Annotated in this window: 12 protein-coding genes; 4 read left to right on the top strand and 8 right to left on the bottom strand. The window is 55.5% G+C overall.

Annotated features, from left to right (window positions below):
* Nucleotides 1–534 precede the first annotated feature (534 nt).
* From HK20_RS09660 to HK20_RS09650, 3 genes are read left to right on the top strand one after another with little or no spacing between them, the layout of a single operon-like run.
* Entirely contained in the window at nt 535–3,723 is a 3,189-nt protein-coding gene (locus HK20_RS09660; protein WP_086646856.1) for an efflux RND transporter permease subunit, read from the top strand.
* On the top strand, nt 3,716–4,891 hold the full coding sequence (locus tag HK20_RS09655; protein ID WP_086646855.1) for an efflux RND transporter periplasmic adaptor subunit: 1,176 nt from the start codon (nt 3,716–3,718) through the stop codon (nt 4,889–4,891). Before HK20_RS09660 ends, HK20_RS09655 begins: the two co-directional genes overlap by 8 nt.
* A 2-nt stretch (nt 4,892–4,893) precedes the next feature.
* A complete protein-coding gene (locus HK20_RS09650; protein ID WP_233129161.1) occupies nt 4,894–6,363 on the top strand; it encodes an efflux transporter outer membrane subunit in 1,470 nt (489 codons plus the stop codon).
* 45 nt (nt 6,364–6,408) lie between these two features.
* Here the strand turns inward: HK20_RS09650 and HK20_RS09645 are convergent, their stop codons facing one another.
* Nucleotides 6,409–7,110, bottom strand: coding sequence for a pirin family protein (locus tag HK20_RS09645; protein WP_086646854.1), 702 nt, complete (start codon nt 7,108–7,110; stop codon nt 6,409–6,411).
* Between the two features lie 183 nt (nt 7,111–7,293).
* Here HK20_RS09645 and HK20_RS09640 point away from each other — a divergent pair, with 183 nt between their 5' ends.
* On the top strand, nt 7,294–8,211 hold the full coding sequence (locus HK20_RS09640; RefSeq protein WP_086646853.1) for a LysR family transcriptional regulator: 918 nt from the start codon (nt 7,294–7,296) through the stop codon (nt 8,209–8,211).
* Nucleotides 8,212–8,341: 130 nt separating this feature from the next.
* On the opposite strand, the gene wrbA is transcribed toward HK20_RS09640, so the two are convergent.
* The 7 genes from wrbA to HK20_RS09605 all read right to left on the bottom strand — a co-directional run bounded on the left by wrbA (nt 8,342) and on the right by HK20_RS09605 (nt 15,030).
* On the bottom strand, nt 8,342–8,938 hold the full coding sequence (gene wrbA / locus HK20_RS09635) for an NAD(P)H:quinone oxidoreductase (protein ID WP_086646869.1): 597 nt from the start codon (nt 8,936–8,938) through the stop codon (nt 8,342–8,344).
* A 133-nt stretch (nt 8,939–9,071) separates the two neighbouring features.
* Nucleotides 9,072–9,515 (bottom strand): DoxX family protein, encoded by a 444-nt coding sequence (locus HK20_RS09630; RefSeq protein WP_086646852.1) that lies wholly within the window; start codon nt 9,513–9,515, stop codon nt 9,072–9,074.
* Nucleotides 9,516–9,994: 479 nt separating this feature from the next.
* The gene (locus HK20_RS09625; RefSeq protein ID WP_086646851.1) at nt 9,995–10,561 is read right to left on the bottom strand and encodes a YceI family protein; all 567 of its coding nucleotides are present in this window, start codon (nt 10,559–10,561) and stop codon (nt 9,995–9,997) included.
* Nucleotides 10,558–11,178 (bottom strand): cytochrome b, encoded by a 621-nt coding sequence (locus tag HK20_RS09620; RefSeq protein ID WP_086646850.1) that lies wholly within the window; start codon nt 11,176–11,178, stop codon nt 10,558–10,560. Before HK20_RS09620 ends, HK20_RS09625 begins: the two co-directional genes overlap by 4 nt.
* A 5-nt stretch (nt 11,179–11,183) precedes the next feature.
* Nucleotides 11,184–11,801, bottom strand: a complete 618-nt coding sequence (locus HK20_RS09615) for a YceI family protein (protein ID WP_086646849.1) — start codon at nt 11,799–11,801, stop codon at nt 11,184–11,186.
* Nucleotides 11,802–11,993: 192 nt separating this feature from the next.
* On the bottom strand, nt 11,994–13,766 hold the full coding sequence (locus HK20_RS09610) for an AMP-binding protein (RefSeq protein WP_086646848.1): 1,773 nt from the start codon (nt 13,764–13,766) through the stop codon (nt 11,994–11,996).
* 16 nt (nt 13,767–13,782) lie between these two features.
* Nucleotides 13,783–15,030 carry an MSMEG_0569 family flavin-dependent oxidoreductase gene (locus HK20_RS09605; protein ID WP_086646847.1) on the bottom strand — a complete coding sequence of 416 codons (1,248 nt, stop codon included), beginning with the start codon at nt 15,028–15,030 and terminating at the stop codon, nt 13,783–13,785.
* Nucleotides 15,031–15,040: the final 10 nt, after the last annotated feature.

The following is a 15,040-nucleotide window of genomic DNA, read 5'->3' as shown; positions in this document are numbered from 1 at the left end:
AAAAATACCTCACTCACAGGCCTACCCTCCATCGGTAAGCCTGTGAATCACAACCTTTCGCTCAGTTCAATAAATTAATAGGTCCTGAGCCTAGATCCATACGTAAATAGTTTAGTCGTCTTAAATGGGTATGAAGGTATATAATCCTAAAGACCGCGATTTTCTGACAGTATCTGCAAAAGTGGATCGTATCGATCTCTTCCTTATCACGATGATTTCGTGTTGTACTGTCATCGGTGCGTTTTATTGCTTTGTTTTTTATAATCACACCGCATTTCATCTCACGGATATTCCCGGCAGGGTGGGCGCGAGGCGAATAAGCCAGATTTTGATCTCAGTGGCTATGATTGATGAATTTGCCTCATCATCATGTTCGAAAAAAACCTACTAGTCTCATTATGCGGTTTATGAATATTCTGTGCCTCTAATTGTTCCATAAATGTGCAGTGTACATTCCAAGATGATTGATTGTCTTCAGGACAAAATCATCATGGCTGCGTGCGCTCTCGGTTAAAAACAGGATTTTCAGACGATATGGGCATTGTTGGTCTTGCGCTGCGGAAGCCCTATACATTTATTGTTGCTGCCATACTTGTTCTTCTTCTGGGTATTTCTTCCATATTCCGCACACCGACCGATATTTTCCCCAATATTGATATTCCGGTCGTGACTGTTGTCTGGTACTACGATGGCCTTTCGGCACCGGAAACCGAAAAACGCATCAGTACTTATACAGAGTTCTCGCACAGCTTTTTTGTCAATAATCTGCGGACGATCGAAAGCCAGACCACACCGGGTCTTGTGCTGCAGAAGCTGTATTTCCAGCCGGGAGTGGACATCGGGGTTGCTCTTGGGCAGACCGTTGCGGCCACGCAATCTATCCGCGCGCAGTTGCCGCCAGGTGTTCAGCCGCCCATTATCATGCAGTACAGTGCGTCCAGCGTGGCGGTCCTCCAGCTCTCCCTGTCTTCTGACAAGCTGACGGAAAGCGAGTTGTATGATTACGGCGTGTATCGTCTGCGGCAGCAGATGGCGCCTGTCCCCGGCACGCTTCTGCCCCCGCCACATGGCGGCAAGATCCGGCAGATCATGGTTGATATTGACCCGACCAAATTGCAGGCAATGAAAATTAGCCCGCTGGATGTCTCCAACGCCATTAACGCCCAGAACCTGACACTCCCGGGTGGCACGGTAAAATTCGGGCCATCCCAATACAACATCCAGATGAACGGCATCCCGTATTTTTCAAAGCAGCTTAACAACATTCCGCTGCGCAAAGACCCGAATACCGGGGCTATCATCCGTATCCGTGACGTTGCGCAGGTTCGTGATGGCTGGGAGGTGCAGCATAACGTGGTCCGTCGGGAAGGGCAGCGTTCGGTTTTGTTGAGGATCATGAAAGCCGGGAACGCGTCCACGCTCGCGGTTGTCAACGCCATGCGCGACACGGTTCTGCCCATTTCACGCGCGGCAGCGCCTCCGGGCATGAAGATTGATGAGCTGTTTGATCAATCCCTGTTCGTAAAAGCGGCTATCAAGGGCGTGGCATCGGAAGCTGTAATCGCTGGTCTGCTTACAGCGGCCATGATCCTTGCCTTTCTGGCAAGCTGGCGTTCCACGCTAATTGTGGCGGTCTCCATTCCACTTGCTATTCTGTCATCCATCGCCATTCTCTCCGCCACGGGAGAGACCTTGAATCTGATGACATTGGGCGGTCTTGCGCTGGCCGTGGGTATTCTGGTCGATGATGCGACGGTGACGATTGAGAACATCCACCGCCTGCATCATGACGGAGCCGACTTGCGTAAAGCTGTGCTGGATGGTGCCGCCGGCATTGCGTTGCCCACGCTTGTGTCCACACTGGCTATCTCCTGTGTGTTCGTCTCCGTGGAGTTTCTGACGGGGCCATCGCGCTTCCTGTTTACCCCCATGGCGCTTGCCGTGGTGTATGCCATGCTGGCGTCCTACGCCATTAGCCGGACGCTTGTGCCAATCTTTGCTGCCCTACTTCTCCGTTCGGAAGATCAGGCCAAAAAGCGCCGTCAGGCAGCGGGAAAGCCCCCCACCATCTTTGAGCGGTTTGGCACGCAATTTGATTCCCGGTTTGAACGCCTGCGCCACCGTTATGAGAAAACATTGTCCGGCCTCATGCACAGCGCGTGGAAAGTTCCGGCCATAGGCGGCGCTTTTGTTCTGGGCGCGGTGCTTTTTGCAACGCAGGTGGGGCAGGACTTTTTTCCGAGCATTGATGCGGGGGAGTTCAAGCTTCATGTCCGCGCGCCTGCCGGAACGCGGATTGAAACGACAGAACGGATTTTTGATCAGGTCGAGGACACCATTCGGGAGGTGGTTCCCCAAAACGAGCGGGAAATGGTGCTTGATGATATCGGCATTCCCTTTCGTTATTCCATGCCGTTTGATGATGGTTCGACCATTGGCCCGAATGATGGGCAGATCATGGTGGCACTGAAAGAAAACCATCGGCCCACCGCACAGTATATCAACCGTTTACGCACGGTTCTGGCCAAGCGCTTCCCCGATGTTGTGTTCTATTTCCAGCCTGCTGACATGGTGACGCAGATCCTGAACTTTGGGCTTACATCCCAGATTGACGTGCGGATCACGGGGTATGATCAGGCGAACAACCGTGTGGTCATGGGCCGGATTATGGAGGACATGCGCCATGTGCGCGGCCTGGTGGATGTGCACCTGCACCAGCAGTTAGCCGCCCCGGCGCTGAACATTACGATCGACCGCGAACGCGCACAGGACCTTAATCTGGTGCTGAACGATGTGGCGCGTAGCGTCATGGTCTCGCAGGCGTCATCCAACACGGTTACACCCAACTTCTGGCCTGACCCGCAGATGGGCACACTTTACCCGGTTGCCGTGCAGACGCCGCAGTATCAGGTCAACACTGTTGATGATCTGGGCAAACTGGTCGTGGCAGGCAATGCGTCACAGGCCGCTGCCATTCCAACCCTGTTGAGGAATGTGGCAACCATTGAGCGCACGGTTGCGCCAGACGTGATCTCTCACAGCAATATCCAGCCGGTTCTGGATATAGACGCCAGTGCGGAAGACCGTGACCTTGGCAGTATTGCCCGGGATATTGGGAAGATTATCGAGCGCCATAAAAAAGAACTGAAACCCGGCAACAGCATTGAGGTGGCAGGCCAGATTGATAGCATGAACACATCGTTCACGCGTCTTGAAATTGGCCTGTTGATGGCGGCGGTTGCGGTTTATCTGCTGATGGTCGTGAACTTCCAGTCTTTCATGGACCCGCTGGTGGTCATACTGGGGCTGCCGGGTGCCATGTGTGGCATTGTGCTCATGCTTTTTGTTACGGGAACAACCTTCTCCGTGCCCTCACTTATGGGGGCGATCATGAGTGTTGGCGTGGCGAGTGCGAATTCCATCCTGCTTGTCACGTTTGCCAAGGAAAGCCGTGCCTATGGCATGAACGCCATGGAGGCCGCCATGGAAGCCGGGCGGGAGCGCCTGAGACCCATTTTGATGACATCGCTGGCCATGGTCATTGGCATGCTGCCGATGTCCCTCGGTCTGGGGGACGGTGGTGAGCAGAATGCACCTCTGGGCCGCGCCGTAATCGGTGGGTTGATGATTGGCACCTGCACCACGCTTTTTGTTGTCCCTTGGCTCTATAGCCGTCTGCGCCGCCGTGAAAGCCGCATGCTTGAGGAATACGAGAATGTCTGATTCCACTCTCTCCCGTTCCGGCGCAGGCCGTCGCCCTCTTTCTGCGGGGCTGGTGGCAGGGCTGGGTGTTATGGTTGCTGTTGGCTATGGCGTTTACGCCCATATCGAGCGTGCGTATGCGGTCACGGCAACAGCAGAGGAACGCGCCCGGCAGGTTCCGGATGTACGAACCATGATCGCGCGTGCCTCCACACAACCTCTGCCCCTGGACCTGCCGGGCGAGACAGTAGGGATTGAAACCACACCCATTGGTGCCCGTGCTTCGGGCTATATTGAGAAGCGGTTTGTCGATATTGGAACACCTGTGCGCTCAGGGCAGGTTCTGGCTATTATTCGGGCGCCTGAGCTTGATCATCGCGTTGAGCAGGCACAGGCCACGCTGGCGCAGGCGCGCGCCAATCTGGCTCTGGCGCAGATTACTGCCCACCGCTCCAGTGGTCTGGTTGGGGGAGGGGCAGTTAGCCGGCAGAATTTCGATGTCGATCGGCTGACACAAAATGCTCGGCAGGCCGAGCAGAAAGCAGCCGATGCCGTTCTGGCGGAAAGCGCACAACGTCAGGCCTACACAACAGTAACAGCACCTTATGACGGTGTGGTGACGGCCAGGAATATTGAAGCAGGCGATCTGATCAGTGCCGATAACGCCACTGCACGCCCCCTGTTTGTGGTAACACGCACGGATCGGCTGCGTGTGCGTGTTCACGTTCCACAAGATGCCGCACTGACTGTTAAAGTGGGTGAGCCGGCCTCCATTGTGGTGCCGGAGCGTCCGGGCCAAGCCTTTACAGGCACAGTAACGCGCACAGGCCATGCCTTGGAACCGGGGAGCCGTATGCTGCCTGTTGAAATCGAAATTGATAATCATGACAGCCGCCTGACAGCCGGATTGTATGCGGAAATCCATTTTGACCTGCCACGGGCAGCCCCCGTTATTATGGTGCCCTCAGAAGCACTCAACTACGAGGCCGATGGCCTGTCTGTGGAAACTGTTGAGGCAGATAACAAGGTTGTGGTCCGCAAGGTCAGGATTGGTCGGGATTATGGCGATCACCTGGAAATTCTGGATGGTCTGCCCGATGGCAGCCAGCTTGTGGTCCATCCGCCTTCTGCCTTGCATGAGGGAAGCATTGTGGCCCCTCAACTCGACAAATCTCTGAAGGTGCTCTGATCGTGCGGGGTTCTTCTGTGTGTGGAGCGCTGCTGCTGGCTCTTCTTGGTGGCTGCACCATGATCCCGCACTATCACAAACCGGAAGCTCCTGTTGCCGACGGCTGGCCACAGGGGCCGGGGAAGGGCATTGCCGGGCAGGATGCCTCTGCGCTCCTGCAGGACTGGCGGTCTTTTTATCGGGACCCGGTGATGCAAACCCTGATTGCGAGCGCGTTGGAGAATAACCGCGACCTGCGCATAGCCCAGCAGCAGGCTGCGGCTGCCAGTTCCCAGTTTGATATAGAAAACGCGGCTCTCTTTCCAACACTGAATGGCACTGCCGGTGCCAATATCCAGAAAATGAACTCTCATATCTGGAGCCTCTCACAAACGAATGAGCCGATTTACATGCGGCAATACGCTGTGGGGTTTGGTGTTTCCGCCTACGAGGTAGACCTGTGGGGGCGCATACGCAGTGCGTCCCGGGCCTCGTTTGATCACTATATGGCCAGTGCGCTGAACCAGCAGGCCATGCGCCTGAGCATTATTTCCAGTGTAGCAACAGCCATGCTGAACTGGGTGGCCAATACGCAAGCACTGGCTTTAACACAGGCGGTTCTTGCCAACAGGCAGCACACCTACGATCTGGTCAGGCAGACGGCGGATGTTGGCACCGGAACGCAACTGGATGTTGCGGAGGCTGAATCTGCCCTGCATGATGTGGAAACAAATGTTGAGATTTACACCCGCCAGAAGGCCGAAGCGTTTAACCAGTTGACCCTCCTTGTGGGGATGCCGTTATCGGATGCGACCGTGCAATCTCTCAACACACGAGCATCCCTTGATTCTGTCAGTGCTTTTCCTGATGTGCCCGCGGGTTTACCTTCGGAGATGATTGCACGTCGGCCGGATATTCGTGCTGCGGAAGCTGAACTGCGCGCTGCCAATGATGACATTGGTGCGGCCCGTGCCGAATTTTTCCCGAAAATTCAAATTACTGCTGCCAATGGCACGGCAAGCAACAATATCACGCGCCTGTTCCAGAGCGGTATGGGGGCATGGAACGTAGCGCCGCAGATTACCGTACCCTTGTTTGATGCAGGCCGCTTAATGGCTCAGTTAAAGCAGGCCCATAGTCGCAAACGTGAGGAAATAGCGCGGTATGAAAAAGCTATTCAGCAGAGCTTCCGGGAGGTGGCAGATGCCCTGATCGGGCGGGAAACATATGTGCGGCAGACAACCGCACAGCAAAACGCCGTTGCCGCCAACAAGCGGCAGTATGCTTTGGCGTTGCAGCGCTACAAAGCCGGGTATGACCCTTATCTGGAGACGCTTGTGGCACAGAGAGCACTCTATACGGCGCAATTAAGCGCGATTACAACGCAGCTTCAGGCTCTCTCTAACAGTGTGACCTTGTACAAGACCTTAGGGGGCGGTTGGGGCCAGACCATACGCCCCCCTAAAACGCCGTTAGCAGATCATATTCTCTGATCATGCGTTACGGATAAGGGGAGCGGAGCACTGCTCTGCCCACCTTTATGGAGCTGTATCAACCAGAACCACTTCTGCGTCTGTGAGTGCCCGCACCTTGAGGGTATCCGTATCCGCAATTGCAGCGCCATCACGCTCGTGCACGGTCTGGCCCTCTATCTCGACAGCGCCTTTGGCAACGACAAGATAAGCCAGCCTTTCGATACCCAGATGGTATTCGGTGGCCTCGTCTTTCCTCAACGTTGCACCCAGCACACGTGCATCGGTGTGAATGGGAAGGGCGTCACCGTCATTCTGGTAGCCCGATGCCAGAGTAACGAACCTGCCTGCACGGTCATCTTTTGGAAAAGCGCGGGTGCCCCATGATGGGGCATGCCCAGCCCGGTTCGGCATGATCCAGATCTGGAAGATACGGGTGGTTTCATCCTCCAGATTATGTTCGCTGTGCCGGATCCCGGTGCCTGCGGACATAACCTGCACATCCCCTGCAACAGTGCGCCCTTTGTTGCCCAGACTATCCTGATGAGTAATCGCACCTTCCCGCACATAGGTAATGATTTCCATGTTCTCATGCGGGTGAGTGCCAAAGCCCGTGCCCGGGGCAATGGTATCATCATTCCAGACGCGTAGAGCGCCCCAGTTCATGCGTGCGGGATCGTAATAATTGGCGAAGGAAAAGTGGTGTTTTGCATCCAGCCAGCCATGGTTGGCGTGGCCGAGTTTGTTATAGGGACGGACTTCAATCATGGTCTGTTCTCTCCTGATCAATCGTGTGATGTTTTTCTGGGGTCAGGTTATTCGCAGTGCCGGATATTAGATATTGCAATCATGGAAAGGTATTGTTTCTGATTTTTGCATAAGGCATGGCGACAGGCGACAGAAAACAAGATATGGAAACTGTAACCATCAACTGTTTCTCAGAGCAATATCATGCGCCTTCCTGACTTTGAAGCATGGGCTATTTTTGCAAAAGTGGCTGAACTGGGGTCGTTTGCCAGAGCGGCAGAAGACATCCAGCTTTCAAAACCCACCGTCTCCAAAGCCATAGGGCGCTTGGAGCAGGCTCTTGGGGTAGCACTTTTCAGTCGTAATTCCCGCCATATCTCCCTGACAGAAACAGGGCGGACGCTACTGGGGCATGCCAACCGTATTTTGGCAGAAGCAGAGGCAGCGGAAACAGAGGCCAGAGGGGGCACACAGCGCCCATCCGGTCTTATCAGGATTGCCGCCCCCATGACATTTGGCATCCGCCATCTGTCCCCCGTTCTGCCTGCTTTTCTCGCACAGTATCCGGATATTGATATCACGGTTGATTTTAGTGATGCACTCGTGGACCTTGTGGCCGATGGGTATGATGTTGCATTGCGTATTGCCTCCCTTGCAGATTCATCCCTGCGGGCCCGCAAACTGTGTGAAGTCCGGCTGCTGCTGGCGGCGAGCCCCGAGTATCTGGACCGGGTAGGGCGTCCTACTCATCCGCGTGATCTGGAGGGGCAGAAGAGTTTTGTTTACACCAATACTTCCGCCCCCGGAAAAGTTCGGCTTCGGCAGATTAAAAGCGGGAACGAGTTTGTTCTAACGCAGACATCCCGCTTCCGGGCGGATAATGCCGTGGCTTTTCTGCCTGCTCTTGCCGCAGGTCTGGGGTTTGGTGTGTTCCCTGAATTTATGGTGGGGGAAGGGTTGGCGTCCGGCCAGTTTGAACGGGTATTACCCGATTGGGAGGCTCCAGCTATTGCGCTGTATCTGGTCACTCCGTCCAGTTCGCTCAGGCCTGTGCGGGTGACAGCGCTACTTGACTATCTGGTGGAATGCTTTGGTCAGGCCGAATGGGTCGGGTGCGTTTAATAGCCCAGCGTTCCTATTGATCTGTGTGAGTTCAAAAACCGATAAATAACGTCATATCAATAAAACTCCCCGTATCAGCATGGAACCGATACGGGGAGAGGTGGCAGGCCCGAGGCCTGCCAATGCGTTGTCAGCTCAGTTTTTTTGCAATTCCCGCAACGTGCTGACCGAGGAATCTGGCCCCGTCCAGTTCGTTAGCACTTGGCTGGCGTGACCCGTCACCCGCGGCAATCGTCGTGGCACCGTAAGGTGAACCACCAGTTACTTCATCCAGCTTGAGCTGGCCCTGAAAGCTGTAGGGCAGACCACTAATGAGCATGCCGTGGTGGATTAGGTTGGACATCAGGGAATACAGAGTTGTCTCCTGCCCACCATGCTGGGATGCGGTTGAGGTAAAGACAGCGCCAACCTTGCCGATCAGTGCCCCTTTGAGCCACAGCCCGCCAGTCTGGTCCCAAAAATTTGCCATTTGGGCCGGAAGACGCCCAAACCGCGTGGGGGCACCAATAATGATCGCGTCATAATTGGGCAGGTCGTCCGTTGTTGCAACCGGTGCGCCCTGCTCCGTTTTAAAGTGGTGTGCCTTGGCAACATCTTCAGGCACCAGTTCCGGAACCCGCTTGATATCGACCTCAAGGCCCGCGGCCCGGACCCCTTCGGCCACGGCGTTGGCCATGGTTTCGATGTGTCCGTAAGAGGAGTAATAAAGAACAAGAACTTTAGCCACCTTGGAATCCTCCGTTGGTGTTGAAAACAGTTTCCGTAACGTGTTCAGAAACGCCATGACGATACGTCTTGTGTAAGGGATGGATAGGTCAAAGCTGGAAACTCTCAGTTTCCGATTTTGGTATGGAGTAGTTTCAGGATTTTATGCGTGAAGTGCCCGAAGAAGCATTTTTCATCACGGCATCAAGCGAAAAACGGCCGGGACCCACGGCTGCAAGAGCCAGAAATCCACCAGAAATACTGAAATTTTTATAAAAATGAATCCACATGTCGTACCGCTCCATGCCTGAAAATGTCCAGTAATGGTGGCCGATAAACGCCGTGACGATCGTGTAGAGCGCGAAAAGAATAGCAATGGGTGAGGTCAGGCGCCCCAGTGCGACAAACAGGCCCAGACCCAGTTCAACCAGAATGGCCACAATGGAGGACAGGTAAGGCAAAGGCGCGCCTGTTGCCGTCATGTAAGCGACTGTGCCTGAAAAACCAGTCAGTTTTCCCCAGCCCATCAGGACAAAAAGCGTGGCAAGGAGCAGGCGGGATGCAAGGAGGACCAGATCACGCAGGAGGGGTGAAGTCATGGCGGCATATCTTTCATCAAAAGAAAAGCAGCGGGTTCTGTGCTGCCGTTGCCTGTTTTTAAGAGCCTTTAAGGGGGCAATAAATAGAAATGGAATAAACACAATGTTTCCATTTATTGTCTATTGTGGGTGTGGGCTGGCCCAGCCACCAAAGAGATGGCGTGCATGGGAGGCTGGCAAATGGGGTGGTTTTGGTGGGCTGATTATGAGCCGCGCAGTCTAAAAAATAGCTATATAGTCATCTGCCTCTTCCCGCGGCTCTGTTTTGCCTGAAGGGAGTAGGTCTGACTGCGAGGCTAGAGTTCTGCCGGTAATGGGAACGTGAGACAGTCCCCAAACCCAGAAGAACCGGCAGGCAGGGCAAGAAGCCTGCTGCCGGTTCCTGAGCCACGATGTGAGGGCAGGGATGTCATGAACCTGCTATCGTCGCAGCAGGGCGGATGTTCAACCAGATGGGCGCGCGAAGAACATCTGGTGTTTCAGCCGCCATGCGCCGTAACATCAACATCTACGCCTACTTCGAGCGCCACCCACTGGCCCGTGATCCAGGGACCAATACCCACATTGAACGTGGAGCGGACGAGTTGAAGATGACCTTTGGCATGTAGGGCAGAGCCTGCAATGTCGATGGTGAGAGGAAGGGTAACGGGTTTGCTGACCCCTTTAATGGTCAATGTACCTTCGGCGTCATAGGCGTTTCCGCCCTTGGCCTTGAAGTCTTTTACTTCAAAAAGTGCTGACGGAAATTCTTTGGTGTCAAACCAGTCATGTCCGGGCAGGGCACCATCACGCTGGTTGTCCCCTGTTGTGGCGCTGGCCATGTCGATGCTGATCTTTGCGTGACCCGCTTCAGGGTGGGCCGGATCAAACGAGATCGTGCCATCATACTTCCCGAAATGCCCTTCGAATGCCCGGCCGGTCTGGGTCCCGGCAAAGCTCAGCGTGCCGTTGCCCGCAGTAAGTGTCCAGTCGGCAGCAAAAGTCGGGGCTGAGAGCAGGAGACCGGCTACAGTAGCGACTGGTAGAAACTTGTGAAAGGCCTTCATGGGGTTTCTCCCTTGTGGCGAGGTGTGGAGGATGCACGAAAGGACGGTAGTATCTGACGAAGAACATGGTCGTGCAGCACGAACTGATGCCTGAGAGCGGCTGCAATATGCAGCATGATCAGAGCCAGCAATCCCCAAGAAGCCCAGTGGTGGATCATCTTCAGCGCGGTTTCGACCGGTGCCTTGTCAGGCAAGGTCGAAAGCACGGGAAGGTCGGGCCATGGCACTGTGCCGAACAGCACGGTCGGAATACCCAGCACTGAGACAGAAACCATCGCCCAGCCACTCAGGGGTAGCAGCACCTGCAGGCCATAAAGTGCGGCATGGGCAAGATGCGCGGCTGTTTTTTCAATCGGCGGCATGTCGCCCGGCAAAGCTGGAGCTTGGTGCGTCAGGCGCCAGCCGATACGCAGCAGGATCAGGAACATCACGCTAATGCCGATGGATTTGTGCAGCTGATAGAGCTGGAACACGCGCATCGTATCGAGGTGGAGATGGTCCATGACCAGACCCATCGCGATCAGGGTCAGTATTCCTGGCGCGATCAACCAATGAAGGATGATCGCGACTGTGGAATACCGCGTGGTCCCGCTCGCTGCGCGTGCGGGCGTTGGCATGGTATTTAGCCCTGTTTTTCAAACGCGCCGGCAATGCGCAGCTGCACTTCATCCGACACGTAGGGCACGTACATTTTTACGCCAAAATCGCTGCGCTTGATGGTGCCGGTGGCTTCAAACCCGGTGGTGTATTTCTTGTCCAGTGCGTTTACGCCCGCACCGATAAAATGCACTTTCAGGGTTTCGGGCTGTGTGACACCGTGCAGGGTCAGGTTGCCGGTCACAACCGCATCATTCCGGCCGGTAATGCGGACAGACGTGGATTCAAACGTGGCATTGGGGAACTTTGCCGCATCGAACCACTGGTCACCCTTGAGCTCATCATTGAGCTTGGCGCTGGTTGTCTGCACGGAATCAACCGGGATAGTCACGGACAGCCTGGAAGCGGATGGAGTCTTGGTGTTCAGCGTCAGTGTGCCCGAAACGTTGGAGAACACACCAAGATAATTGGTGAAACCAAAATGCAGGACGGAAAAACCGACCTGTGTGTGCCCCGGTTCAACATCATACGTGCCGGACTGTGCCTGCGTGGCGTTGGTAACAACCTGCGCAAAGGCCGGATTGCCTGCGAGCAGGCCAAAGGCAAGAGCTGCGGTGGGGAGAGAAAGAAGGCTGTATTTCATGGGTTCATACTCCGGTTGGTCATAACAAACTCGTTTGAAAAACAGTGCGGTCATGCTCGGAGGGGCATGGCATGCGCTGTTCCGCTGAGTTCTTCATTACCGTCGAAAATATGAGCAAGAAATAACAACAATGGAAACGTATGGTTTCCATATTTTCGCTATGAGGCGGGGGAGGGGCCGAGAGGGTTCATATCAGAGAGCCAGCAGATGTCTGCGTGTGATCTTGCCAGATACGGTTGTAGGCAGGTGCTGGACAAACCGCACTTCCTTCAGGCCAACCCACCGGCCCAGCGCCCGGTGAACCTGCCCGAGAATTTCGTCAGTCGCAGGTATGCTTTGTGTGGCGGTGTCGGGCACCACATAGGCAACAGGTCGCTGCCCCCTCAGCCCATCGGGCACAGCAACAACGGCGCATGCATGAACAGCAGGGTGTGCGGCAATGATTTTCTCGATCTGCACGCCTGAGATCCGGCGCCCCGCGACCTTGATAACATCGTCAGAGCGACCGAGCATGTGAACGGCACGTCCGGTGCCAATCATACCTTCGTCAAATGTGCGGTAAAACCGTCCTGTTTCATCAATGCAGGCTGTGGGTAGCTGAATGACCCTGTTCTGCCACACTCCTGCCAGACAACCGGGGGGCAGGGGGAGTGCAAGAACAATCTCCCCGCAGGGTTCACCCGGCACAGAGGGCACAATAGCTGGATGAAACCCCGGTGCGGGGCGTCCTATGTCGTTCATGAGCGTTATGGGCTCGCGTTCCGGCAGGCCGAAAAAATGGGCTGTAATGCTCCACCCGGTTTCAGTCTGCCACCAATGGTTGACCACGGGTTTTTGGAAATATGCGCGTGCCCAGTCCAGCAATGTTGGGTCGGCATATTCTCCCGCTACAAAAACACGGGCCAGTGCTGCCGGGGGGTGTGCGGGCAGGTTACGGTTTTCCTGCCGTAGGAGCCGCATCTGTGTCGGGGTCGTGAACAGGCATGTCACGGCGTGTTCGTGGCAAAGCGTGCGCAGTGTGGCAGAGGTTGTGGCACCTTCCACAATCACACTGGTGCAACCGTTGATCAATGGCGCGTAAACACCGTAAGAATGGCCAACCACCCACCCCAGATCAGATGTTGTAAAAAACGTATCTCCGCTCCTGCAACCATAGATTAGCTCCATGGACAGGGCGAGCGCTACGGCATGCCCGCCATTGTCCCGCACAATGCCCTTCGATGTTCCCGTTGTGCCTGATGTATGCAGGATATAGAGCGGGTCTTCAGAACGCAGTATGACGGGTGCCACAGGAGGCGAGTGTTCTAGGGTATGGAAGTCATGGTCCCGCGCGGGCATAAGTGGTGCGGGGCAGGCGTTGCGCTGCACAATAATACATGCCTGCGGCTCGTGCGTGGCCTGCGCGAGTGCCACGTTAAGGGCCGGGGCGGACGGAATGGCGGTTTGCCCCTGAAAGCTGCAACTGGCGATAATCACGACCTTGGGGGCTACATCGTCAATCCGGCGGGCCAGTTCGGGTCCTGCGTAGCCGGCAAATACCACAACATGCACGGCGCCTATGCGTGCACAGGCCAGCATGGCTATGGCTGTTTCAATCATGGTTGGCATGGCGATCAGGACACGGTCGCCTTTTTCCACCCCTAGTGTGCGCAGGCCGCCAGCAAACCCGGCTACCCTGCCGAGCAATTCCTTGTAGGTGATGGTTTGCCGCTCTTTTGTGGCGCAGGAGTGCCAGACCAAGGCTGCCTGCGCGCCGTGGCCCTGCTCCACGTGCCTGTCCACGGCATTGTAACAGGTATTGAGCGTGGCATTGGGGAACCAGTCATGCCAGCCATCCGCCCGTGCCCGGCAAGCCATGCCGGGCTGTTGCTGCCATGTAATGCGTTGGGCTGCTTCCAGCCAGAATGCTTCTGGCTGGTTCAGGGCCGCATCATACATTGCCTCATAAGTGGTCCATGGCAGCATGGGGCTTTTCCTTTCCTCAGGCTACAGGCACGTCTTTGCCGGTAATCTGGCTGGCCAGCCACGCCGCATCGCGCGAGATCCCGGAAAACCGGCCGGAGCCCCATGTATGCAGCCACGGCAACCCGAGAAAGTAGAAGCCGGGCGCATCTGTTACCCCCCGATGCCAGAGTGGCTTGTTGGCACCATTAAATACGGGCACGTCGATCCAGCGATAGTTCGGGCGAAAACCAATGCACCAGATGATTGAGGTAATGCCCGCGGCCTTCAGAGCCAGTGGCGTATTGCTGCCATCGGGTTCCCAGACTGGCACGTAAGGTGCTTCGGTTGGGGCGGTAATGCCTTCACGGGCAATGTAGGCGTCAATGGATTTTTTGATGTCGGCATTGGTCTTGTCTGCATCATCCAGATTGTCCCGTAGGTCCGGTGCAAAATGGGCCACCTCGTCCCGAATGGTTTCCAGCGTGCCGTGCAGGCCCACACCGTCTCTGGCAAAAAGCCGCAGGTCAAGGTCATGGCCACCATTCCGGCCGGTGACATAATGGTTGGTTTTGTCACGCGCACCATCACGCAGCGGATGGTTGTCTACTGTCAGGTCGTAAAACTGCATGTCTGCAAGCCAGTCTACAACATCCCGTCCACGATAAAAGCGCGAGACACGGGGGGCAGAACCGACACACAGATGAATTTTGCGGTTTTCAATAAACAGGTCTTCCACAATCTGTGCGCCGGACTGGCCACTCCCCACCACCAGCACGGCACCATCAGGCAGTTGGGCCGCGTTGCGATAATCCTGGGAGTGAACCTGATAAATGGAAGGATCAATGGCGCTGGCGTAACCGGGAATAACGGCGTCATGGTACGCGCCCGAAGCAATCACAACATGCTGTGCGTGCCAGAGTTCTGCCCCTGCCACGACGCGGTAGCCACCGTTTTCATGGCGTGTAATGGACGTGACTGGCGTATGTTCGCGCAAAGGTGCGGTGAAGGAGTCCGTAAACCCTTTTACGTAGTCAATAATTTCCTGCTTTACCATAAAGCCGTGCGGGTCGCTCCCCCTGTAGGGGTGCCCGGGCAGTTCGCACTGCCAGTTGGGTGTCACCAGACAGAAGTTGTCCCAGCGTTCATCATCCCACGAATGGCAGGCGGTTTTGGCCTCGAACACTACGTGGTCCACGTTCTCACGGCAGAGATACCAGCTCATGGACAGGCCAGCCTGACCACCACCCACGATAATGACGGGGATGCTTTTTTCATTCTGTGTCATGGTCGTTCTT

It is taken from the genome of Acetobacter sp. DsW_54, from assembly GCF_002153575.1.
In the GTDB taxonomy this organism is placed as follows: Bacteria; Pseudomonadota; Alphaproteobacteria; order Acetobacterales; family Acetobacteraceae; genus Acetobacter; species Acetobacter fabarum.
Note: the sequence above shows the minus strand (reverse complement) of the source record. Positions and strands in the feature narration are given on the sequence as shown.

What these genes read in the sequence shown, in the direction of transcription:
- HK20_RS09630 (WP_086646852.1), bottom strand. Translation starts at nt 9,515, where the DNA reads ATGACTTCACCCCTCCTGCGTGATCTGGTCCTCCTTGCATCCCGCCTG.
- HK20_RS09605 (WP_086646847.1), bottom strand. Translation starts at nt 15,030, where the DNA reads ATGACACAGAATGAAAAAAGCATCCCCGTCATTATCGTGGGTGGTGGT.
- HK20_RS09610 (WP_086646848.1), bottom strand. Translation starts at nt 13,766, where the DNA reads ATGCTGCCATGGACCACTTATGAGGCAATGTATGATGCGGCCCTGAAC.
- HK20_RS09640 (WP_086646853.1), top strand. Translation starts at nt 7,294, where the DNA reads ATGCGCCTTCCTGACTTTGAAGCATGGGCTATTTTTGCAAAAGTGGCT.
- HK20_RS09645 (WP_086646854.1), bottom strand. Translation starts at nt 7,110, where the DNA reads ATGATTGAAGTCCGTCCCTATAACAAACTCGGCCACGCCAACCATGGC.
- HK20_RS09660 (WP_086646856.1), top strand. Translation starts at nt 535, where the DNA reads ATGGGCATTGTTGGTCTTGCGCTGCGGAAGCCCTATACATTTATTGTT.
- HK20_RS09615 (WP_086646849.1), bottom strand. Translation starts at nt 11,801, where the DNA reads ATGAAATACAGCCTTCTTTCTCTCCCCACCGCAGCTCTTGCCTTTGGC.
- HK20_RS09620 (WP_086646850.1), bottom strand. Translation starts at nt 11,178, where the DNA reads ATGCCAACGCCCGCACGCGCAGCGAGCGGGACCACGCGGTATTCCACA.
- HK20_RS09655 (WP_086646855.1), top strand. Translation starts at nt 3,716, where the DNA reads ATGTCTGATTCCACTCTCTCCCGTTCCGGCGCAGGCCGTCGCCCTCTT.
- HK20_RS09625 (WP_086646851.1), bottom strand. Translation starts at nt 10,561, where the DNA reads ATGAAGGCCTTTCACAAGTTTCTACCAGTCGCTACTGTAGCCGGTCTC.